Origin of the sequence: Variovorax sp. Root434, assembly GCF_001426595.1 — a bacterium.
Lineage (GTDB): Bacteria > Pseudomonadota > Gammaproteobacteria > Burkholderiales > Burkholderiaceae_C > Variovorax.
The window spans coordinates 262,765-281,917 of the sequence record NZ_LMEK01000022.1 but is presented as its reverse complement, the minus strand read 5'-3'; the positions used below and the strand labels follow the sequence as shown (position 1 = coordinate 281,917).

The following is a 19,153-nucleotide window of genomic DNA, read 5'->3' as shown; positions in this document are numbered from 1 at the left end:
CGGGATGCGCGCGGCCTCAACGCTTCCTGAAGATGTCCCGCGCGGCCTCGACGGTGGCGGCGATGTCGTCGTCGGTGTGGGCCGCACTCACGAAGCCCGCTTCGTAGAGCGCCGGCGCGATGTACACGCCGCGGTCGAGCAGGCCATGGAACAGTGCATTGAATTGCGCGTTGTCGGTGGTCATCACGGTGGCATAGTTCTGCGGCAGGTCCTTCATGAGGAAGAAGCCGAACATGCCGCCTTCGCTGTCGGCATTGAAGGGCTGGCCTTCGGTCGCGGCTGCGGCCTTCAGGCCGTCGACCAGCGAGCGTGTCTTCTTGCCGAGCGCTTCATAGAAGCCGGGCTTGGCGATCTCCTTCAGCGTGGCGAGGCCGCAGGCCGTGGCCACCGGATTGCCCGACAGCGTGCCTGCCTGGTAGACCGGGCCCAGCGGCGCGAGCTGCTCCATGATTGCGCGCGGACCGCCGAAGGCCGCGAGCGGCATGCCGCCGCCGATGACCTTGCCGAGCACCGTGAGGTCAGGCTTGATGCCGAGCACGCCCTGTGCGCCGTGCAGGCCCACGCGAAAGCCGGTCATCACTTCATCGAATATCAGCAGCGCGCCGTGCTGGGTGCACAGCTCGCGGCAGCGCTTGGCGAATTCAGGTGTCGCGCGCACGAAGTTCATGTTGCCTGCGATGGCCTCGATCATCAGGCAGGCGATGTCGTTGCCGTGCAGCGAGAAGGCTTCTTCGAGCTGCTGCAGGTTGTTGTACTCGAGCACGATGGTGTGCTGCACCACCTCGGGCGGCACGCCGGCCGAGGTCGGGTTGCCGAAGGTGGCGAGGCCGGAGCCGGCCTTCACCAGCAGCGCATCGGCATGGCCGTGGTAGCAGCCTTCGAACTTGACGATGCTTTTGCGGCCGGTGGCGCCACGCGCGAGGCGCAGCGCGCTCATGGCGGCCTCGGTGCCCGAGCTCACGAGCCGCACCATTTCCATCGACGGCACCAGCGCGAGGATGGCTTCGGCCAGCTCGATCTCGCGCTCGGTCGGCGCGCCGTACGAGAAGCCTTCGAGCACGGCCTTCTGCACGGCCTCGACCACGGCGGGGTGGCCGTGGCCCAGGATCATCGGACCCCAGGACCCGATGTAGTCGATGTAGCGCTTGTCGTTGGCGTCCCAGAAATAGGCGCCCTGCGCGCGCTGGATGAAGCGGGGCGTGCCGCCCACGGCCTTGAAGGCGCGCACGGGCGAGTTCACGCCTCCGGGGATCACGGCGCGGGCGCGCTCGAAGAGGGTGTCGTTGCGGTCAGTGTTGGGCATCGGAGGCAAATGGGTGGTTATTCAGTGGAGGGCCGCCGCGCACGGCCGCCCGAAGCGGCCGGCCCGCCCCCGGCAGGGGGTAGGCGAACCGACACGAAGTGCGGGCAGCCTGGGGGCGAGCAACATGTCAGTGTCGGGTGTCGTGGGGTGGGAGGGCGAAGTCCGGTTCGGCGCCCGGGTCTTCATCGTCATCGTCGTCCTCGGGCTCGGCCCAGAACAGGCGGTCGGGCAGCACATGGCCCATGCCGGGGCGGAAGCCCGCGTCGAGGCATCGGTCCATGTAGGCCAGCGCTTCGCTGGTCGCGGCCACGAGGTCGGTGCCGCTGGCCAGCAGGGCGGCCAGCGCGGCCGACAGGGTGTCGCCGGCGCCGGCGAAGACGGCCTCGAGCCGCTCGTATTTTTCGCTGGCGAGCACTGACTGCGGGGAGGCCAGCACGTTGTCGATGAACTGCTCGGGCAGCATCAGGCCGGTCACGAGCGTATAGGGCACGCCGAACTCGCCGGCGGCCTTGGCAATGTCGCGCGCAGTGGGTGGCCGCTCCCCGTTCCAGTCTGGAAGCAGCCAGCGCCACAGCGTACTGTGGTTTCCTACCAACACCGTGGTTTGCGGCAAAACAAGTTCCCGAAAAGCGTCCAGATAGGGCTCGATCAGGTTCTCGTCCCACCACGAAAGGTTGGGCATGTAGGCCACCACGGGCACCTCTGGATAGTCGGCGGCGGTCTCGGCGATGGTGCTCAGGGCCTCGGTGGTGCCGGCAAAGCCCACCTTGATCAGCTGGACTTCCACGTCCTCCAGGATGGCGCGCGCCTGCTCGGCGATGGCCTCTTCATCGAAGGGAAAGTGGTCGAAAATCTCGGCCGTGTCCCTGGCGTAGGCCCCTGTGACAACGGGCAGGATGTGTGCGCCCACCGACGCCATGGCGAGGGCGTCGGCGCCCAGTCCGCCCGCCCCGCTGGGATCGCTGGCATTGAACACCAGCACGCAGGGGGGATTCAGGTCGCGTTCGGCGATCGATTCGTCGTCCTGCGAGGGGTCGTTAAGATCGCCCGGTTTGCGGGTGTTGTCTGCGGAATGTAAGTAGATGGTCATAAGCCGGGCGGAATCCCCTGGATGGTGGCATAGGCGCGACGTTTACCGTCCGTCAGTGAGATACGCATAGATACACTCGTTGCATTTAATGAACAAGGACTTTAAGCTCCGATGAATACGAAAACTTGGATGTGCCTGATTTGTGGGTGGATCTATGACGAAGCAGTTGGTGTACCGGAAGACGGCATCGCGGCAGGCACGGCCTGGGCCGATGTGCCGATGAACTGGACCTGTCCTGAGTGCGGTGCGCGCAAGGAAGACTTCGAAATGGTTGAAATCTGAAAGCATGGCATAGATAGAGCTACGCGGTCTGCGTCGGTGTTCGGCGCGGCGGGCTTCCAAGTCTCATGAGCAGGAGCGTTTGCAATGGGCCCGAATGGATCAGGTTACAAGGTGCTTGTCATCGACGACAGCAACACCATCCGGCGCAGTGCCGAGATTTTTTTGAAGCAGGGTGGGCATGAGGTTCTTCTCGCGGAGGACGGCTTCGACGCGCTCTCCAAGGTCAATGACCACAAGCCGCATCTGATTTTCTGCGACATCCTGATGCCGCGGCTCGACGGTTACCAGACCTGCGCCATCATCAAGCGCAACGCCAATTTTTCCAACGTTCCGGTCGTCATGCTGTCTTCGAAAGACGGTGTCTTCGACAAGGCACGCGGCCGCATGGTCGGTTCGCAAGACTACCTGACCAAGCCTTTCACCAAAGACCAGCTGCTGCAGGCCGTGCAGCAGTTTGGCATCGTTCAACAGGAAGCGCAGTAATGCCCATTCGAAAAATCCTCGTCGTCGACGACTCCAAGACGGAACTGATGTTCCTGACCGACCTCCTCCAGAAGAACGGCTTTGCCGTCAAGACGGCCGAAAACGCCGACGACGCCATGCGCCGCCTGGAGGAAGAGCAGCCCGACCTGATCCTCATGGACGTCGTGATGCCCGGCCAGAACGGCTTCCAGCTCACGCGCGCCATCGCCCGCGACCCGAAGTACGCAGCCATCCCGATCATCCTGTGCACCAGCAAGAACCAGGAAACCGACCGCGTCTGGGGCATGCGGCAGGGCGCACGCGACTACATCGTGAAGCCGGTCAACGCGACCGACCTGATGTCCAAGATCAGCGCGCTGGCCTGAGCGGAAGTCTGCTGAACCCATGGCGAATCGCGACGCTCTGAGAGCCTTCCAGTCCCGGCTGGCGAGCCGCCTGCAGGCGGCTCGCACGACGGGCGTGGCCGCCACGTGGCTGGCGGTCGAGGCGGGCGAGGGCAAATACCTCTTCCCGCTGGGACACGCCGGCGAAATCTTTCCCTGGACGCCGCCACAGCCCGTGCCCTACACGGAGCCATGGTTCCTCGGCGTTGCCAACCTGCGCGGCGGCCTCTATGGCGTCGTGCAGCTGTCGGCATTCGCCACCGGCGTTCCGGGCGCGCTGGCCGCCACCGAGGCGGCCCGCATCCAGTCGCGGCTCGTTGCTTTCAACGAGCTGCTCGAAGTCAACTGCGCTTTGCTGGTCGATCGACTGGCGGGGTTGCGGGGTGCGGAGGCCTTCACGGCCTCCGAGCCTCCTGGCGCAGAAGCACCTGCCTGGCATGGGCATCTGTTTACCGACGCGGCGGGAGAGCGCTGGCAGGAAGTCAACCTGCAGGCGCTTTCCCAGCAACCCCAGTTTTTGAGCATTGGTGCGTAGTGCCCCCGCACGCCGTACCGGAAACTATCTGAAGGACCGACCGTGAGCTCGATCGCCGACAAGTTCAAGAAATTACTGCCCGTGACCAACGGGAACGACAATGCCCGCGTCGATGGCTCCGGTTCCACGTTGTCTATCGACGACGTAGACACCGTCCAGGTCCCGGACGAGAAAACCGTGCGCCTCGCCAAGAAGGGGGCCGCGCCAGCGGACACCGGCTTCAGCGACCTCGACCTGCCGGGCGGCGGCGGCGACGCCGCCAACGAGCCGGCCGCTGCGGTTGCCGAAGCGGCGCTCGACACCACCGGCGGCCGCGCGGGCTCCAACCCGGCGCGGCAGCAGCGTATCCTGGCCATCATGCTGGCGGTCGCGGTGCTGTTGCTGTTGCTGGTGGCCGGCTCCGCCATTCTTCGCGCGGACCGCCTGGCGCAGCAGGTGGCTGCCACCGGCCAGTCGCTGATGCAGTCGCAGCGTCTTGCCAAGTCGATCTCGCAGGCCCTCGTCGGCAGCGCCTCGGCGTTCGTCGAAGTGAAGGACAGCGCCGACGACCTCTCGCGCCGCGTCGCGGGTCTGACCAACGGCGACGACTCGTTGCACCTGGAGCGAGTGGGCAACCAGTACGACGAGGAGATGAACAAGATCAATCCCCTCGTCACCCGTGCGGATGCCAGCGCCAAGGCCGTGCTGGCCCAGCGCCAGATCCTGACGCAGGTGGGTGCCGCCTTGCGCGACATCAACCAGCAGTCGTCCACGCTGCTCGAAATGACGGAAACCGTCGCGTCGCTGAAGATGCAGCAGAACGCCACGCTGCCCGAGATCTCGGCCGCCGGCCAGCTCGTGATGCTGACGCAGCGCATCGGCAAGTCGACCAACGAGTTCTTCACGGTCGAGGGTGTGAACCCCGACGCCGTGTTCCTGCTCGGCAAGGACCTGAACACCTTCCAGGAAACCACCCGCGGCCTGCTCGACGGCAATGCACAGCAGCGCTTCCCCGGCTCGAAAGACCCGCAGACGCGCCAGCAGCTCGAAGCCATCCTGAAGACCTACGAGCAGATGCGCACGCAGGCTTCCGCCATTCTGGGCAACCTGCAGGGCCTGGTGGCGGCACGCGAAGCGCAGGCTTCGATCCTGACCGACAGCGAGCCGCTGCGTAAGTCGCTCGGCGACCTGCAGGACAAGCTCTCCGCACGCACCGGCCTCGGCGCCGGGACGATCGTGCTGCTGTTCGTGCTGTCGCTGGCCGCCCTGGCCCTCGCCGGTGCCATCGGTTTCGTGCAGGTGCGCGAAGGCCGCGAACGTGCCGCCAACGCCGAGCGCGAACGTCTGGCTGCCGAGCAGTCCTCCGAAGAGGTGGGCCGCATCAACAACGCCAACCAAGCCGCCATTCTTCGCCTGATGAACGAACTGCAGACAGTGGCCGAAGGCGACCTGACGCAGGAAGCCACCGTGACCGAGGACATCACCGGCGCCATCGCCGACTCGGTGAACTACACGGTGGAAGAACTGCGCCTGCTGGTGGGCAACGTGCAGAACACGGCGACCCGCGTGGCGCAGACGACGTCGCAGGTGGAAAGCACCTCGACCGAACTGCTGGCCGCCTCCACCGAACAGCTGCGCGAAATTCGCGAAACCGGCCAGTCGGTGCTGACCATGGCCGAGCGAATCAACGGCGTGTCCACGCAGGCGCAAGAGTCCGCCACGGTGGCGCGCCAGTCGCTGCAAGCCGCGTCCTCGGGCCTGCAGGCCGTGCAGAACGCCATCGGCGGTATGAACTCCATCCGCGACCAGATCCAAGAAACCTCCAAGCGGATCAAGCGCCTGGGCGAGTCGTCGCAGGAGATTGGCGAAATCACCGAGCTGATCTCGGACATTACCGAACAGACGAACGTGCTGGCGCTGAACGCAGCCATCCAGGCCGCATCGGCCGGTGAAGCCGGTCGAGGCTTCTCGGTGGTGGCGGAAGAAGTTCAGCGACTGGCCGAACGCTCCGCAGACGCCACGCGCCAGATCTCGGCGCTGGTGAAGGCGATTCAGACCGACACGCAGGATGCGGTGGGCGCCATGGAGCGTTCCACGCAGGGTGTGGTCGAAGGGGCCAAGCTGTCCGACAACGCGGGTACCGCGCTGTCCGAGATCGACCGCGTGTCGCGCCGTCTTGCCGACCTCATTGAGCAGATTTCGCAATCTGCCTCCCGCGAAGCCGATTCGGCCAACGTGGTGGCCGCGAACATCCAGCACATTTTTGCCGTGACGGAACAGACCGGCGAAGGCACGCGCACCACCGCTCAGCAGGTGCGCGAGCTGTCGCAGATGGCCGAAGAACTGCGCCGTTCGGTGGCCCGTTTCAAGATTGCCTGACCCCGATAGATAAGAACGGCGAGCACCCAACGTGTCGATTCAAACCCCTGCCACGGCCCCCCCCGCCGGCAACATGCCGGCCACCGAAGACCTCGGGCCGCTGGCCTGGGTGCTGGGAGAAATCCAGAAATCCCTTGACGGTGTAGGCAAGTCGCTGCGGCGCATCGTGCGCGACGTGGACGCTGCTGCGGCCGAGCCCGAGAGCGGCCCGCTGCAGATGGCCCGCCAGCAACTGCACCAGGCCGTTGGCGCCCTCCAGATGGTGGGACATCCCTCGCCCGCTCTGGTGCTTGGCGCCATCGAGTTCGCGGTGCAGGGCTTCATTGCCGAACCGCAGCGCTGCACCGATGCCGCAGTGCTCAAGATCGAGCGTGCCGGCTTCGCCGTCGTCGACTTCCTGAACGCCTTGCTGGCTGGCAAGCCCGTGTCGTCGGTGGCGCTGTTTCCCCAGTACCGCGACGTGCTGGAACTGGTCGGCAACGAGCGCGTGCACCCCGCCGACCTGTGGAGCACCGCGTGGCGCTGGGTCGAGATCAAGCCCGCCCTCACGCAGGCCGCCGTGGCCTACGACCCGGCCGTGCGTTCGCGGCTCGACCGCGAAGTGCTGCAGCTGGTCAAGACCGGCGACGTGCACGCCGCGCGCCGGCTGCATGCGCTGTGCCTGGGGCTCGGACGTGGCGCGCTGCTGCCCCGCGTCGCCAGCTTCTGGACCCTGGCCGCCGGCTTCTTCGAAGCCCTGGCCACCGGCCTGATCGCGCCCGACGCCTACGTCAAGCGCGCCGCCTCGCGTGTACTGCTGCAATACGCCACGCTCGCGCGCGGCGACAGCCTGGTGTCCGACCGCCTCGGCCAGGACCTGCTGTTCTTCTGCGCCCAGGCCGTGCCCACCGGCAGCGACGACGCCGCCACGCTGCGCACCGTGCGCAATGCCTGGGGCATCGCCAGCGAGCCGCGCGTCGACTACACCGTCGAGCAGTTCGGCCGCTTCGATCCGCTGGTACTGCAACAAGCCCGCAAGCGCATCGAGACCGCCAAGGAAATGTGGTCGGCGCTCTCGGGCGGCGACATCACCCGCACGCGCCAGGTGGCCGACACCTTCGCGCAGCTCGGCGAATCGCTGCAGAAGCTGCATCCGCCGAGCCTGCCGATGGTGCTGGCCCTGACCCACGCGGTCGAAGCCTCCGTGCGCACCGGCCAGGCGCCCGGTACCGAACTCGCGATGGAAGTCGCCACCTCGGTGCTGTACCTGGAAGCCGCGCTCGAAGACCTCGACCCGAGCGATCCGCAGCTCACGGCCCGCACGCTGCAGCTGGCGGGGCGCATCGAACGCGTGCGCGCGGGCGGCCATTCCGAGCCGCTCGAGCCGTGGATGGAAGACCTCTACCGCCGCGTGAGCGACCGCCAGACCATGGGCACCGTGGTCGACGAGCTGCGCAGCCACCTGAGCGAGCTCGAGAAATCGCTCGACCAGTATTTCCGCCGCCCGGCCGAAAAAGGCCTGCTGCGCACCGTGCCGACGCAGCTCCTGCAGATGCGCGGCGTGTTCTCCGTGCTCGGCCTCGACCAGGCCGCGCTCACCGTGCAGCGCATGCGCGACGACGTCGAGGCGATGCTCGTCAGCACCTCGCCGGCCGAGGAAATGGCCGGCTTCGACGCGCTGGGCAACAACCTTGGCGCGCTCGGCTTCCTGATCGACATGCTGGGCTACCAGCCCGCGCTGGCCAAGCGCCTGTTCGTGTTCGACGCCGATGCCGGCGAACTCAAGCCGCTGATGGGCCGCCAGGCCACCGACAGCACGGCCGACGCCGCCGCCCCGAGCCAGGCTCCGGCTGCCGTAGCCGTGCTCAGCATCGAGGAAGTGGACGCCCAGATCGCCTCGAAGCTCGCCGCACTGGCCACGCCCAACCGCAAGGCCAAGGTCTCGCCGATCGAGGAATTCAGCAACAAGGCCGACAGCTGGACGAACAAGATCACCGGCCCGAGCGCGCTGCCCGACACCGAAGTCACCGAGCTCGAAGAAGACGACCTGCAGAACATCTTCCTCGACGAAGCCCGCGAAGTGGTGGAGAACGGCCTGGCCGCCATCGCCGAACTCGCCAGCTACCCGGACGACACCGAAGAACTCACGATCCTGCGGCGCGCCTTCCACACGCTCAAGGGCAGCTCGCGCATGGTCGGTCTCACCGACTTCGGCGATGCCGCCTGGTCGCTCGAACAGGTGCTCAACACCTGGCTGGCCGACCAGCGCCCCGCCACGCCGGAACTGCTGTCGGGCACCGAGCGCACGCTGAAGGAATTCGGCCAATGGGTCGAAGCCATCGCTTCGGGTTCCGCGCACGGCTGGCAGTCCACGCAGTTCAGCCGCGTGGCCAACGCGCTGCTGGCTGGCGAGCCCGTGCCCCCGCCGGTGCGCATGGCCGACGCCGAGGCCCTGGCGGTCGCCGCGCGCCACATCGCAGCCGAAGAGCCTGTGGCCGCGCCCGCACCCCTTCTCGAGGTTCCTGCGCCGGTGGCGGCGGAGCTGCCGCCGCTGCGGCTGCCGGATCTGCCCGATCTGTCGCTGGCCCCGGAAGTACCTGCGCCCGCACCCGCTGCGGCGCCCGAAGCGCCGCTCGAAACCGTGGCGTGGCAGGAGCCCGCTGCGCCCGCCGCACCCGAGACCGACGACGATTTCGCGTCGACCGATTTCATCGACTTCGAGTCGAAGCAGACCACCGAGCCCGCGGCGCTGACAGCCCTGCCGAGCGGCGAGGATTTCGATTTCCTTTCGCCCGCGAAAACGCCCCAGGCCGCCGAGCCGAAGCTGGCGGAAGCCGAGCCCGTGATCGAAGTCGTCGAAGCGGTCGAAGCCACCGTGCCGACCACCGCCGGTTTGCCCGACCTCGACTGGGAGCCCGTGCAGGCTGCCGCCGAGCCGGAAGTCATCGAAGCCGCGGCGCTGCCGTCGCTCGAGGAAGAACCGGTCGTCGAGCCCGAGCTGCAATCGGTCGCCGAACCGGAACCCGAACCCGAACTGCCCACCCCGGCGGTTGCCGAGGTGATCGCGCCCATCTTCGAAGCGCCGGTGGCGCCTGCCGAAGCCCAGATCCTGGTCGCCGACGAAGCGCCCGAGCCCGTCGCTGCAGCGGCCACGCCTGTCGTGTCCGCCGAGCCGCAGGAAGATGCCGCGGAAGACATCGCAGCCGCGGCTGCGAGCGCCGAAGACCAAGTCAAGGTCATCGGCCCGCTGCGCATCGGCATCCAGCTCTACAACGTCTACCTCAACGAGGCCGACGAATGGTCGCGCCAGCTCGCCACCGACGTTGGCGAATGGGCGCTCGAATCTCACGAACGCCTGCCTGACTCGACCGTCGCGCTGGCCCACTCGCTGGCCGGCAGCTCGGCCACGGTCGGCTTCCACAGCCTGTCGGGCATGGCCCGTCTGCTCGAAGCCGCGCTGCAGCACCTGCAGATGCTGGGCAGCGGCACGCGGGAGCAGGGCATGGTGCTGGTGGCCGCGGCCGATGAGCTGCGCCGCCTGCTGCATCAGTTCGCCGTCGGCTTCCTGCGCGACCCGGCCGAAGGCACGCTGCAGGCGCTGCGCGACATCGCCAATTCGCCGATGCCGACCGAACTCGCCATGCGCGCCGAGGCCCGGCCGCTGCATCAGGTGGTGGTTGCCGAATCCGTCGCCGACGTGGCGCTGGACGATTCCGAAGACGCCATCGACTTGGCCGACGCGGTCGACGTCGACCTGTTCCCGATCTTCGAGGAAGAGGCGGCCGAACTGCTGCCGCAGCTCGGCGAGGCGCTGCGCCAATGGGCGCACCACCCCGACGACGCTGCCCCGCGCGCCTCGGTGCTGCGCACGCTGCACACGCTCAAGGGCAGCGCACGGCTTGCCGGCGCCATGCGCCTGGGCGAGCGCGCGCACCGCATGGAGTCCGAGATCGAAATCCTGGGCTCTCAGGGAGCGGTACGCGCCGACATCGAAAAACTGCTGGCGCGCCTCGACACCCTGCAGGCCACCTTCGACGCATTGCGCGCGGCCGACGACGCCACGCAGGTCGAGCTGGCCCAGATCGTGGCCGCGGCCACCGCCACCGCGCCTGCCGCCCAGCCGCTGCAGGTTGCGGCCGAAGCCGGTGTGCCCGCGAACGACGAAATCGCCGCTCCCGTGGCGAGCCTGGAAGACCAGCCTGGCGTCCCCGCGACGCTGCAGCCGCGCCCCGCGCCCGCGCTGCTCACGCCGCTGCGCGCCGCAACGGGTCAGGCCGTGCGCATCCGCACCCAACTGCTCGACCGCCTGGTCGCGCAGACCGGCGAGGTCATCATCACGCGTTCGCGCCTGGAGGCCGAGCTGGGCCAGCTGCGCGGCTCGCTGTCCGACCTCACGGGCAACCTGGACCGCCTGCGACAGCAGTTGCGCGACATCGAAGTGCAGGCCGAAAGCCAGATGCAGTCTCGCCTGGCGCAGGCCAAGGACTCGCAGCAGAGCTTCGACCCGCTGGAGTTCGACCGCTTTACCCGCGTGCAGGAACTCACGCGCATGATGGCCGAGTCGGTGAACGACGTGGCCACCGTGCAGCGCACGCTGCAGAAGACGGTGCAGGCCACGGAAGACGATCTCAGCGTGCAGGCGCGCCAGACGCGCGAACTGCAGCGCGGCCTGCTGCGCACGCGCATGGTGGAGTTCGAGGGCATCTCCGACCGCCTCTACCGCGTGGTGCGCCAGGCCTCTAAGGACACCGGCAAGCAGGTGCGCCTGGACATCGTCGGCGGCTCCATCGAAATGGACCGCGGCGTGCTGGACCGCATGACGCCCGCCTTCGAGCACCTGCTGCGCAACTGCGTGGCGCACGGCATCGAGAGTGCGGCGGTGCGGGAGAAGGCCGGCAAGGACGCCAGCGGCCTGATCGTCATCGACCTGCACCACGAAGGCAACGACGTCTCGGTGAGCTTCCGCGACGACGGCGCCGGCCTCGACAACAAGCGCATCGCAGAGCGCGCCCGCGTCCTCGGCCTGCTCGAACACGACAAGGAACTGTCGGCCGAGGAAGCCACCGAGCTGATCTTCAAGCCCGGCTTCTCGACGGCAGGGCAGGTCTCCGAACTGGCCGGCCGCGGCATCGGCATGGACGTGGTGCGCGCGCAGATCGCGGCGCTCGGCGGCCGCATCGAAACGCACAGCAACCCCGGCCAGGGCACCACCTTCAAGCTGGTGCTGCCGTTGACCACCGCCGTGACGCACGTGGTGATGCTGCGCGCGGGCGAAGTGTCGATCGGCGTGCCGTCGAACCTGGTGGAACTGGTGCAGCGCGTGGGCGGCACCGACCTCGAGGCGGCCTACCTGCACAACAGCCATCCGTTCGGCAGCGAGCAGGTGCCGTTCTACTGGGCCGGCGCGCTGCTGCAGGCCTCGACCCGCAGCGAACACGCGGCGGCCAGGAACAACACGATCGTGGTCGTGCGAAGCGCGGCGCAGCGCGTGGCCCTGCACGTGGACGAAGTGCTGGGCAACCAGGAAGTCGTGGTCAAGAACCTCGGCCCGCAGCTCGCGCGGCTGCCTGGCCTGGCCGGCATCTCGGTGCTGGCGTCGGGTGCGGTGGCGCTGATCTACAACCCGGTGGCGCTGGCCTCGGTGCATGGCGAACAGGCGCGCGAGCGCCAGGCCGCCGCGCTGGCAGCGCCGGCGCACGGTGCCGCGGCCGAACACGGCGCGCCGCAGCAGCCGCTGCCGACGCTGGCCCCGGTGGCGCCGCAGGTCCCGCTGGTGCTGGTGGTGGACGACTCCATCACCGTGCGCCGCGTCACGCAGCGCCTGCTGCAGCGCGAAGGCTATCGCGTGTCGCTCGCGGCCGACGGCCTGCAGGCGCTCGAACGGCTGCAGCAGGAGCGCCCGGCGGTGGTGCTGTCGGACATCGAGATGCCGCGCATGGACGGCTTCGACCTGGCCCGCAACATCCGCGCCGACGATTCGATGACCGGCCTGCCGATCATCATGATCACCTCGCGCATCGCCGAAAAGCACCGCGAGTACGCGCGCACGCTGGGCGTGAACCACTACCTCGGCAAGCCGTACTCGGAAGAGGAACTGCTGCGCCTGGTGCGTGCGTACACGAGCGAGCCCGCCGCATTGGCGGCGGCCTGAGTCCGGCATCGGCCGGTCTTCCGAAGCCTAGGGCGCGAGCAGCGCCCTGCGCACCAGGTCGACCTGCCGCGTGCAGTCCATCTTCGCCATCAGCGAAGTGACCTGGCTGCGCACCGTGTGCACCGACACGCCCTGTGCGCTGGCATGCTGCTTGGGTGACTGGCCTGCCACGAGTGCGGCCAGCACGCGTGCCTCGGCGGGCGTGATGCCAAAGGTGCTGCAGAGGCTGTTCATCGAGGGTGCTTCCTGCGAACGGCCGAAGCGGATGCGTGCCAGCACCAGTACCTCTTCGCCCAGGCTCAGCTGCGGCGCGGCGCGTGCCAACTCCAGGTGTTCCCGGCCAGCCGGTCCACCGGGAATGGAGAGGCAGATCAACTGAGGCGATTGCGCGGCCTGTGCAAGGCCGGCTGCCAACGCCTGCTGTGCCTGCGCCGACGGATGCCAAAGCCGTTGGCCGCGCAGACGCAGCGAGCGGTTTGTGCCGAAGAACTCCTGCGCGCCGGCCGAAGCGCGCAGCACCGTGCCCATGGGTGTCGCAAGAAAGATCGCTTCGCCGAAGGCAGCGAATGCAGATTCGGCGTCGCCGAGCCACTGCCGGGCCCGCACGTCGCGCCGCACCAATCCTTGCCACAGCGCGTGGGTGACGCGTCGGATCCGCGTGCTGTCCAGCAGTTGGCGCGCGGAGGCGGCCGTGTTGCGTTGCACCGTCAGGCCGCCGCGGCGCTGGGGACCCTGGTCGACGATGCAGGCCAGCATCTGGCGCGCGTCGTGGCGGCACATGAAGTCGGCGTAGTAGGCATTGCGCGAGAGAAAAGTCGACGAGAACAGCTCGTGCGTGTCGAACCAGCTTCCCGGCGGTGCGCCGAGGGTCGGAGGAATCAGGATGTCGTGTGCGCAGAAATGCTGCGCATATTCGCGCTGGGCGGCGGCCGAGACGTTGACCTGCTGAAAGCTCAGCAGTTCGTTGCCGTTCTCCAGCAGGATGAAGGTGGCGCTGTCGCCGCCTACCACCTGCTGCACGCCTTGCAGCAGATCGGTCCATGGCGGATGAGGATCGTCCAGGTGCGCGATCGCATTGAGCGCGCGGCGCAGCGCGACGTCCCGGCTCACTCGGTCCTCCCGGTATCCAGCAGCGGCGATGGTGCGAACAGGCCCTTGCGCACGAGGTCGACCTGCCGTGTGCACTCCATCTTGGCCATCAGCGAAGTGACCTGGCTGCGCACCGTGTGTACCGAAACGCCTTGCGAGCCGGCATGCTGCTTGGGCGACTGGCCCGCCATGAGCGCCTTCAGCACGCGTGCCTCGGCGGGGGTGATGCCGAAGGCGCTGCAGAGGCTGTCGACGGCTGGCAGCAAGTGCATGCCGTCGTGGTGCATGCGGATGAAGACCAGCGACTCCTTGCCCAGGCTGAGCTGGGGCACGGCGGGCACGAGTTCCAGGCGGCAAAGGCGGCCCTTGTCGTCGGGGATGGAAAGGCGGACCGGCTGACGGGCCTGTGGCGCTTGCGCGAGCGCCGAGCGCAAGGCGCGCTGTACCTCGGCGCGCGGATGCCAGAGCCTGCCACCGCGCAGGCGCAGCGAGTGCCCCCGGCCAAAGAGCTCCAGGGCTCGGCCCGAGGCGCGCAGCACCGTGCCCAGCGATGTGGCCAGGCAGATGGCTTCGCTGAAACCATCGAATGCCGACTCGGCGGTGTCGAACCACTGGCGCGACATCGCATCGCGTTGTGCGATCCCCTGCCGCAGCGCACTGGTGGCCCGACGCACGGTGGTGCTTTCCAGCGCCCGCCGCGCGTGGCCGGCCGGCATGTTGCGCTGGACAGTCAAGCCGCAGCGCCGCTGGGAGTTGTCTTCGATGATGAAGGTCAGCAGCTGCCGCATCCGGTGCTGGGACATGAAGTCGACGTAGAAGGCTTCCTTCGACAGCAGGGAGGGGGAGAACAGCTCCTGCGTGTCGAACCAGGTTCCCGGCGCTGCGCCAGCAGTCAGCGATGCCGCGATGTCGTAGGCGAAGTAGTGCTCGGTGTACGCGCGTTCGGTGGCCGGGGAGACGTCGTGCTGCTGGAAATCCAGCAGCTCACCGCCGCCATCGAACAGGATCAGCGTGGCGCTGTCACCGCCGATCAGCTGCTGCATGCCCTGCAACAGAGCGGTCCACGGTGGCTCCCGGTCACTCAGATGCGCGATCGCATCGAGCGTGCGCTGCAGCGCGAGATTCCGATTCATGCGATTCCCCCTGGCGGAAACGAGCGTGATCTTTTAGTTATCTTTTGTTTGCATGATGCGCGCCCCCTCAGCCGGGTGTCAACGCGAGGGTTACCTACTACGGCTTTGCAGGTCGCCGTGCATCGTGCATTTGCACGATGCGCCGTGCAGAACGTCCTCCCACACTGCAGAGAACAAAGGTTCGCTTTTCGGTCGGACCTTGGCACTCGACACAACCTGGAGGAAAAAGACCATGTCCATTCGATTCACCAGAGCGGCCGTTCCTTCGGCCTGCGCAGGCCTTCTGCTGGCGTTGTCCGCCTGCGGCGGCGGAGGCGGCGGCGGCGGCGGGGGCTTGCCGCCGTTCGGCCCCGGCGGCGCCAACCCGCCATCGTCGCCATCGCCGGTCGCCATGTCCGGCAAGGTGATGGTGCAAGGCCCGGTCAGCGGGGCGCTGGTCTGCGTGGATCGCAACCGCAACGGAACCTGCGACGACGGCGAGCCTGCGGCGGCCAAGACCGGCGACGATGGTGCCTACGGCATCGGCTACACGCCGGCCGACGAAGCCGAGGCGGCCGAGCTCGCCGCCGCGCCGCTGCTGGCGCAGGTGGACGGCAGCAATCCCTCGCTGCCGGCTTTCTCCAAGGCCTTCACCATGAGCGCGCCTGCCGGACACCGCGCGCAGGTCAATCCGCTGACTTCGCTGCTGCAGGCCGGTGTGGCGGCGGGCCTGCCGCTCGAGCGGGCCGAGGCGCTGGTGCTGCAGCAGCTGGGGCTGCCGGAAGCCGCCCAGCTTTACGACTACCGGGGCGTGACCGTGACCGACTCGGCCCGCTTCGAAGACAACGCCTTCACCGCCGCGCTGGTTACGGCCGATGCGCTGCACAGCGGCGTTGCGTTGCGCGTGGTCGATCCGGCCACCGTCACGCCGGTGGCCTCGGACCAACTGGCGCGGCTGGATTTCGCGCGCGCCGACCACTACATCGCGCGGACCTATCCGACCGACGGGGTGCCCGATCCGGCCACCGGCAAAGTGAAGCTCACCGACCGGCGCGCAGGTTTGACCAACGGCGCGCCGACCACCCACGACACGCTCTACGGCTCCCTGCAGCTGGGCGCCAACGGCTGGGTGCGCTGCGACGAGAACGTAGCCTTCACCACCACCCTCGGCACGCCGAGCCGCAGCGACTATTGCGCGGGCACCACGCGCACCTTCGGCCACACCGCAGTCACCGACATCTCCGGCCGCAAGATGGCAGAGGTGGTGGCCGAGATGCAGGCGGCCGACGGCAACAGCATCTTCGGCGTCGTTCCGTCGGTGGCTTTCGCCAACCCTGACGCCACCTTCCCGGCTGGATCGCAGTTGCGCCACCGCCGCGGGGTGGACCTGACGCAACCCCTTTCGATCAATCTCGCCAACCCCAACGAGAAGACCGGCTTCACCTCGCTGGAGGCGTTGATGGCGGCCTTCCCGGCCGGCGGCGTCAGCCTGCCCGCCGGCACGGGCACCACCAGCATGGGGGTGCTGGACGAACAGCAGACGCGCATCCTGCGCGTGGCGTTCACCGGTGCCGGCACGGTGCAGTACTACGCCTGCAACTTCCATCCGGCCACCAGCACCTACGACACCTGCGCGGCCACCGAGACCGGCACGGTGGAGGTCCGCACCGAGGGCGGTGTGCGCGTGCTGGTCTTCAACGGCGGCCATCCGCCGACCGCCGTGGGGTCGCTGCGCACCTTCGGCGAGTACGACGGCGCGGTCTACGTGGTGCGCGGAACCAAGTCCGACGCCCGATACAACGTCAACACCGCCCGCCGCCTCAATGGCGTGGCGTGGGAGGCGATGAAGCCCCAGCTGGGCATCGGGAGCGCCGCATGACGCGCAGCTTGTGGCGTGCCGCAGCCTGCGCCGGCGCGCTGGCGACCGCAATGGCCACCGGACCTGCCGCCGCGCAGGCGGGCGAAGGCCTGGAGGGCGATTGGAAGGCGCGCCTCACGATCAAGAGCGGCCGCCAGTTCGATGCGGACCTGCAGCTGCAGGCCACGGGCGGAACCTGGCGGACCATCCTGCAGAGCACTGGTGACGCTTGCATCGGCATCCCGACGCCGATGCAGTGGCGGCGCCTGGACAGCGGCGACTACGAGCTGCACTTCCAGGGCAGCAAGGCGCTCACCGGGTGCCGCGACAACGTCATCACCTTCCAGCGCATCGATGCGACCACGCTCAAGGGCCGTTCCGACGCCGGCGTGGAGATCGTGCTGACGCGCCGCTGAGCGGCGGCTGGTCCGTGCCGCGCGCCGCCGCGTAGCGCTGCAGCGTCTTCTCGCGCGCCTCGGCGTGATCCACCACCGGCTTGGGGTAGGTTTCGCCGAGCGCGATGCCCGCCGCCTCCAGCTCCACCGGCGATGCCAGCCACGGCGCATGGATCGCCGCATTCGACAGCCCCGCGAGCTGCGGCAGGTAGCGCCGGATGAACTTGCCTTCGGGGTCGAAGCGCTCGCTCTGCGTCACCGGGTTGAAGATGCGAAAGTAGGGTTGCGCATCGCAGCCGCTGGAGCTGGCCCACTGCCAGCCGCCGTTGTTCGAGGCCAGCTCGAAGTCGTTCAGGTGCAGCGCGAAGTAGGCCTCGCCGCGCCGCCAGTCCAGCCCCAGGTCCTTGCACAGGAAGCTGGCCACCACCATGCGCAGGCGGTTGTGCATGTAACCGCTCTGGTTGATTTGCAACATGGCGGCGTCCACCAGCGGATAGCCGGTGCGGCCCTCGCACCAGGCGTCGAACAGCTGGTCGGCGTGCTTGCCGTGGTGCCACTGGATCCGGTCGTACTCGGGCCGGAAGCTCTTCGACTCGCCGCCCGTGTGCACGTGCGGAAAGTGCGCCAGGACCTGGAAGTAGAACTCGCGCCAGATCAGCTCGCTCAGCCAGACCGCCGCCCCGGCATTGCCCTGCAGCGAGAGCTGGTGCGCCAGGCTCGCCAGCTGCCGGATCGACACCGTGCCGAAGCGCAGGTGCACGCCCATGTAGCTGGGCCCGCGCACCGCCGGGAAGTTGCGCGCCTCGGCGTAGCGGTCGATACGCTCGAAGAAGTCCTCGAACAGCAGGCCCGCGCCGCGCGTGCCGGTGGGAATCTCCAGCGCCGAGAGGTTGCTTTTCTTGAAGCCAATCTCCCGCAGCGCGGGCACTGGCTCTCCGTAGGCCTGAGGCGAGGGCGCCAGCGCGTCGGCGTGGCTGCGCGCCGGGTACGGCTTCAGGAAGAACGAATCGACCTTCGCCAGCCAGGCCCGCTTGTAGGGCGTGAACACCGTGTAGGGCTGGCCGGTCTGGGTCAGGACCTCGTCGCGGTCGAAGACGGTCGAGTCCTTGTAGGTGTGGAAGGCCACGCCCGCGTTGGCCAGCGCCCCGAATACCCTGGCGTCGCGCTCCAGCGCGTCGGGCTCGTCGTCGCGGTTGGCGAACACCGCCTGCACGCCGAGCTCGCGGGCCAGCGCCGGAATCTCCTGCACCGCCGCGGCATGCCGCACGACCAGCCCGCCGCCCAGTGCGCGCAGCTCGGCTTCGAGCTCCACCAGCGATTCCCGGATGAATTCCACCCGGCGGTCGACCGAGGGCAGCGCGTCGAGAATGGCCTTGTCGAACACGAAGGCGCAGACCACCTGGCGGCAGGCCCGCAGCGCCCGATACAGGGCCGCGTTGTCGTCCACCCGGAGGTCGCGGCGGAACCACATGAGCCCTTTGGGATAGGTCTTGTCGACGGCCAGTAAAATCGGGGGCATATGGCCGCCGATTCTGCCCCGATGAACCTCACGCATCACTTTCTGATAGCGATGCCCGGGATGGAAGACAAAACTTTCAACCGCAGCGTCGTGTACCTCTGCGAACACAGCGAGCGCGGAGCGCTCGGCCTTGTGATCAACAAACCCAGCGACATCAACCTCAAGGTGCTGTTCGAGAAAATCGAGCTCCACCTGGCCCGCCCCGAACTGGGCGAGGCCCCCGTCTTCCAGGGCGGCCCGGTGCAGACCGAACGCGGCTTCGTGCTGCACGAGCCGGTCTTCACGCAGGCCGAGAAGCCCGAGGAATCGGTCTACGCCTCGACCATGACCATTCCCGGCGGGCTCGAGATGACCACCTCCAAGGACGTGCTGGAGGCCCTGGCCACCGGCGCCGGTCCGCGCAAGGTGCTGGTCTCGCTGGGCTATTCGGCCTGGGGCGAGGGCCAGCTTGAGTCGGAACTGGCCGAAAACAGCTGGCTCACCGTGGGTGCCGACCCGGCCGTGATCTTCGACACGCCCGTGGAGCAGCGCTACGACAAGGCCTTGCTGCTGCTCGGTCTGGAGGCCTGGAAGCTTTCCCCGGACGCGGGTCACGCATGATGAACCTGGCTCGCCC

14 protein-coding genes are annotated in these 19,153 nt (G+C 68.0%); 9 read left to right on the top strand and 5 right to left on the bottom strand.

The window, feature by feature from the left end:
- Nucleotides 1–16: 16 nt before the first annotated feature.
- Together hemL and thiD are read right to left on the bottom strand one after the other, a co-directional pair.
- Nucleotides 17–1,303 (bottom strand): glutamate-1-semialdehyde 2,1-aminomutase, encoded by a 1,287-nt coding sequence (gene hemL, locus ASD05_RS18800; RefSeq protein WP_056595429.1) that lies wholly within the window; start codon nucleotides 1,301–1,303, stop codon nucleotides 17–19.
- A 127-nt stretch (nucleotides 1,304–1,430) separates the two neighbouring features.
- The gene (thiD, locus tag ASD05_RS18795; protein ID WP_056595426.1) at nucleotides 1,431–2,393 is read right to left on the bottom strand and encodes a bifunctional hydroxymethylpyrimidine kinase/phosphomethylpyrimidine kinase; all 963 of its coding nucleotides are present in this window, start codon (nucleotides 2,391–2,393) and stop codon (nucleotides 1,431–1,433) included.
- A gap of 111 nt (nucleotides 2,394–2,504) precedes the next feature.
- On the opposite strand from thiD, the gene ASD05_RS29555 reads away from it, so the two are divergent.
- From ASD05_RS29555 to ASD05_RS18770, 6 genes are all read left to right on the top strand, one after another.
- Nucleotides 2,505–2,675, top strand: a complete 171-nt coding sequence (locus ASD05_RS29555; RefSeq protein ID WP_007838397.1) for a rubredoxin — start codon at nucleotides 2,505–2,507, stop codon at nucleotides 2,673–2,675.
- Nucleotides 2,676–2,759: 84 nt separating this feature from the next.
- Nucleotides 2,760–3,158 (top strand): response regulator, encoded by a 399-nt coding sequence (locus ASD05_RS18790; protein ID WP_007838399.1) that lies wholly within the window; start codon nucleotides 2,760–2,762, stop codon nucleotides 3,156–3,158.
- A complete protein-coding gene (locus tag ASD05_RS18785; RefSeq protein ID WP_007838401.1) occupies nucleotides 3,158–3,523 on the top strand; it encodes a response regulator in 366 nt (121 codons plus the stop codon). The genes ASD05_RS18790 and ASD05_RS18785 overlap by 1 nt, the downstream gene beginning before the upstream one ends.
- A gap of 19 nt (nucleotides 3,524–3,542) precedes the next feature.
- The gene (locus tag ASD05_RS18780; protein ID WP_056595423.1) at nucleotides 3,543–4,076 is read left to right on the top strand and encodes a chemotaxis protein CheW; all 534 of its coding nucleotides are present in this window, start codon (nucleotides 3,543–3,545) and stop codon (nucleotides 4,074–4,076) included.
- A 42-nt stretch (nucleotides 4,077–4,118) separates the two neighbouring features.
- Nucleotides 4,119–6,434: a methyl-accepting chemotaxis protein gene (locus ASD05_RS18775; RefSeq protein ID WP_056595420.1), complete on the top strand. Its 2,316-nt coding sequence runs from the start codon at nucleotides 4,119–4,121 to the stop codon at nucleotides 6,432–6,434.
- Between the two features lie 31 nt (nucleotides 6,435–6,465).
- A complete protein-coding gene (locus ASD05_RS18770) occupies nucleotides 6,466–12,564 on the top strand; it encodes an Hpt domain-containing protein (RefSeq protein WP_056595417.1) in 6,099 nt (2,032 codons plus the stop codon).
- 27 nt (nucleotides 12,565–12,591) lie between these two features.
- Here the strand turns inward: ASD05_RS18770 and ASD05_RS18765 are convergent, their stop codons facing one another.
- Together ASD05_RS18765 and ASD05_RS18760 are read right to left on the bottom strand one after the other, a co-directional pair.
- Nucleotides 12,592–13,674 carry a helix-turn-helix transcriptional regulator gene (locus ASD05_RS18765; protein WP_056595413.1) on the bottom strand — a complete coding sequence of 361 codons (1,083 nt, stop codon included), beginning with the start codon at nucleotides 13,672–13,674 and terminating at the stop codon, nucleotides 12,592–12,594.
- Nucleotides 13,671–14,786: a helix-turn-helix transcriptional regulator gene (locus tag ASD05_RS18760; RefSeq protein WP_056595410.1), complete on the bottom strand. Its 1,116-nt coding sequence runs from the start codon at nucleotides 14,784–14,786 to the stop codon at nucleotides 13,671–13,673. Before ASD05_RS18760 ends, ASD05_RS18765 begins: the two co-directional genes overlap by 4 nt.
- A gap of 232 nt (nucleotides 14,787–15,018) precedes the next feature.
- On the opposite strand from ASD05_RS18760, the gene ASD05_RS18755 reads away from it, so the two are divergent.
- A complete protein-coding gene (locus ASD05_RS18755) occupies nucleotides 15,019–16,644 on the top strand; it encodes a hypothetical protein (RefSeq protein WP_056595408.1) in 1,626 nt (541 codons plus the stop codon).
- Complete coding sequence (locus tag ASD05_RS18750) at nucleotides 16,641–17,039, top strand: hypothetical protein (RefSeq protein ID WP_056595405.1); 399 nt, start codon at nucleotides 16,641–16,643, stop codon at nucleotides 17,037–17,039. Before ASD05_RS18755 ends, ASD05_RS18750 begins: the two co-directional genes overlap by 4 nt.
- Here ASD05_RS18750 and ASD05_RS18745 read toward each other — a convergent pair.
- Complete coding sequence (locus ASD05_RS18745; RefSeq protein ID WP_056595402.1) at nucleotides 16,990–18,537, bottom strand: cryptochrome/photolyase family protein; 1,548 nt, start codon at nucleotides 18,535–18,537, stop codon at nucleotides 16,990–16,992. The genes ASD05_RS18750 and ASD05_RS18745 overlap by 50 nt on opposite strands.
- Here ASD05_RS18745 and ASD05_RS18740 point away from each other — a divergent pair, their 5' ends adjacent.
- Nucleotides 18,538–19,137, top strand: a complete 600-nt coding sequence (locus ASD05_RS18740) for a YqgE/AlgH family protein (RefSeq protein ID WP_007838420.1) — start codon at nucleotides 18,538–18,540, stop codon at nucleotides 19,135–19,137.
- The last annotated feature ends 16 nt before the right edge of the window (nucleotides 19,138–19,153 follow it).

What these genes read in the sequence shown, in the direction of transcription:
- hemL (WP_056595429.1), bottom strand. Translation starts at nt 1,303, where the DNA reads ATGCCCAACACTGACCGCAACGACACCCTCTTCGAGCGCGCCCGCGCC.
- thiD (WP_056595426.1), bottom strand. Translation starts at nt 2,393, where the DNA reads ATGACCATCTACTTACATTCCGCAGACAACACCCGCAAACCGGGCGAT.
- ASD05_RS29555 (WP_007838397.1), top strand. Translation starts at nt 2,505, where the DNA reads ATGAATACGAAAACTTGGATGTGCCTGATTTGTGGGTGGATCTATGAC.
- ASD05_RS18790 (WP_007838399.1), top strand. Translation starts at nt 2,760, where the DNA reads ATGGGCCCGAATGGATCAGGTTACAAGGTGCTTGTCATCGACGACAGC.
- ASD05_RS18785 (WP_007838401.1), top strand. Translation starts at nt 3,158, where the DNA reads ATGCCCATTCGAAAAATCCTCGTCGTCGACGACTCCAAGACGGAACTG.
- ASD05_RS18780 (WP_056595423.1), top strand. Translation starts at nt 3,543, where the DNA reads ATGGCGAATCGCGACGCTCTGAGAGCCTTCCAGTCCCGGCTGGCGAGC.
- ASD05_RS18760 (WP_056595410.1), bottom strand. Translation starts at nt 14,786, where the DNA reads ATGAATCGGAATCTCGCGCTGCAGCGCACGCTCGATGCGATCGCGCAT.
- ASD05_RS18755 (WP_056595408.1), top strand. Translation starts at nt 15,019, where the DNA reads ATGTCCATTCGATTCACCAGAGCGGCCGTTCCTTCGGCCTGCGCAGGC.
- ASD05_RS18750 (WP_056595405.1), top strand. Translation starts at nt 16,641, where the DNA reads ATGACGCGCAGCTTGTGGCGTGCCGCAGCCTGCGCCGGCGCGCTGGCG.
- ASD05_RS18745 (WP_056595402.1), bottom strand. Translation starts at nt 18,537, where the DNA reads ATGCCCCCGATTTTACTGGCCGTCGACAAGACCTATCCCAAAGGGCTC.
- ASD05_RS18740 (WP_007838420.1), top strand. Translation starts at nt 18,538, where the DNA reads ATGGCCGCCGATTCTGCCCCGATGAACCTCACGCATCACTTTCTGATA.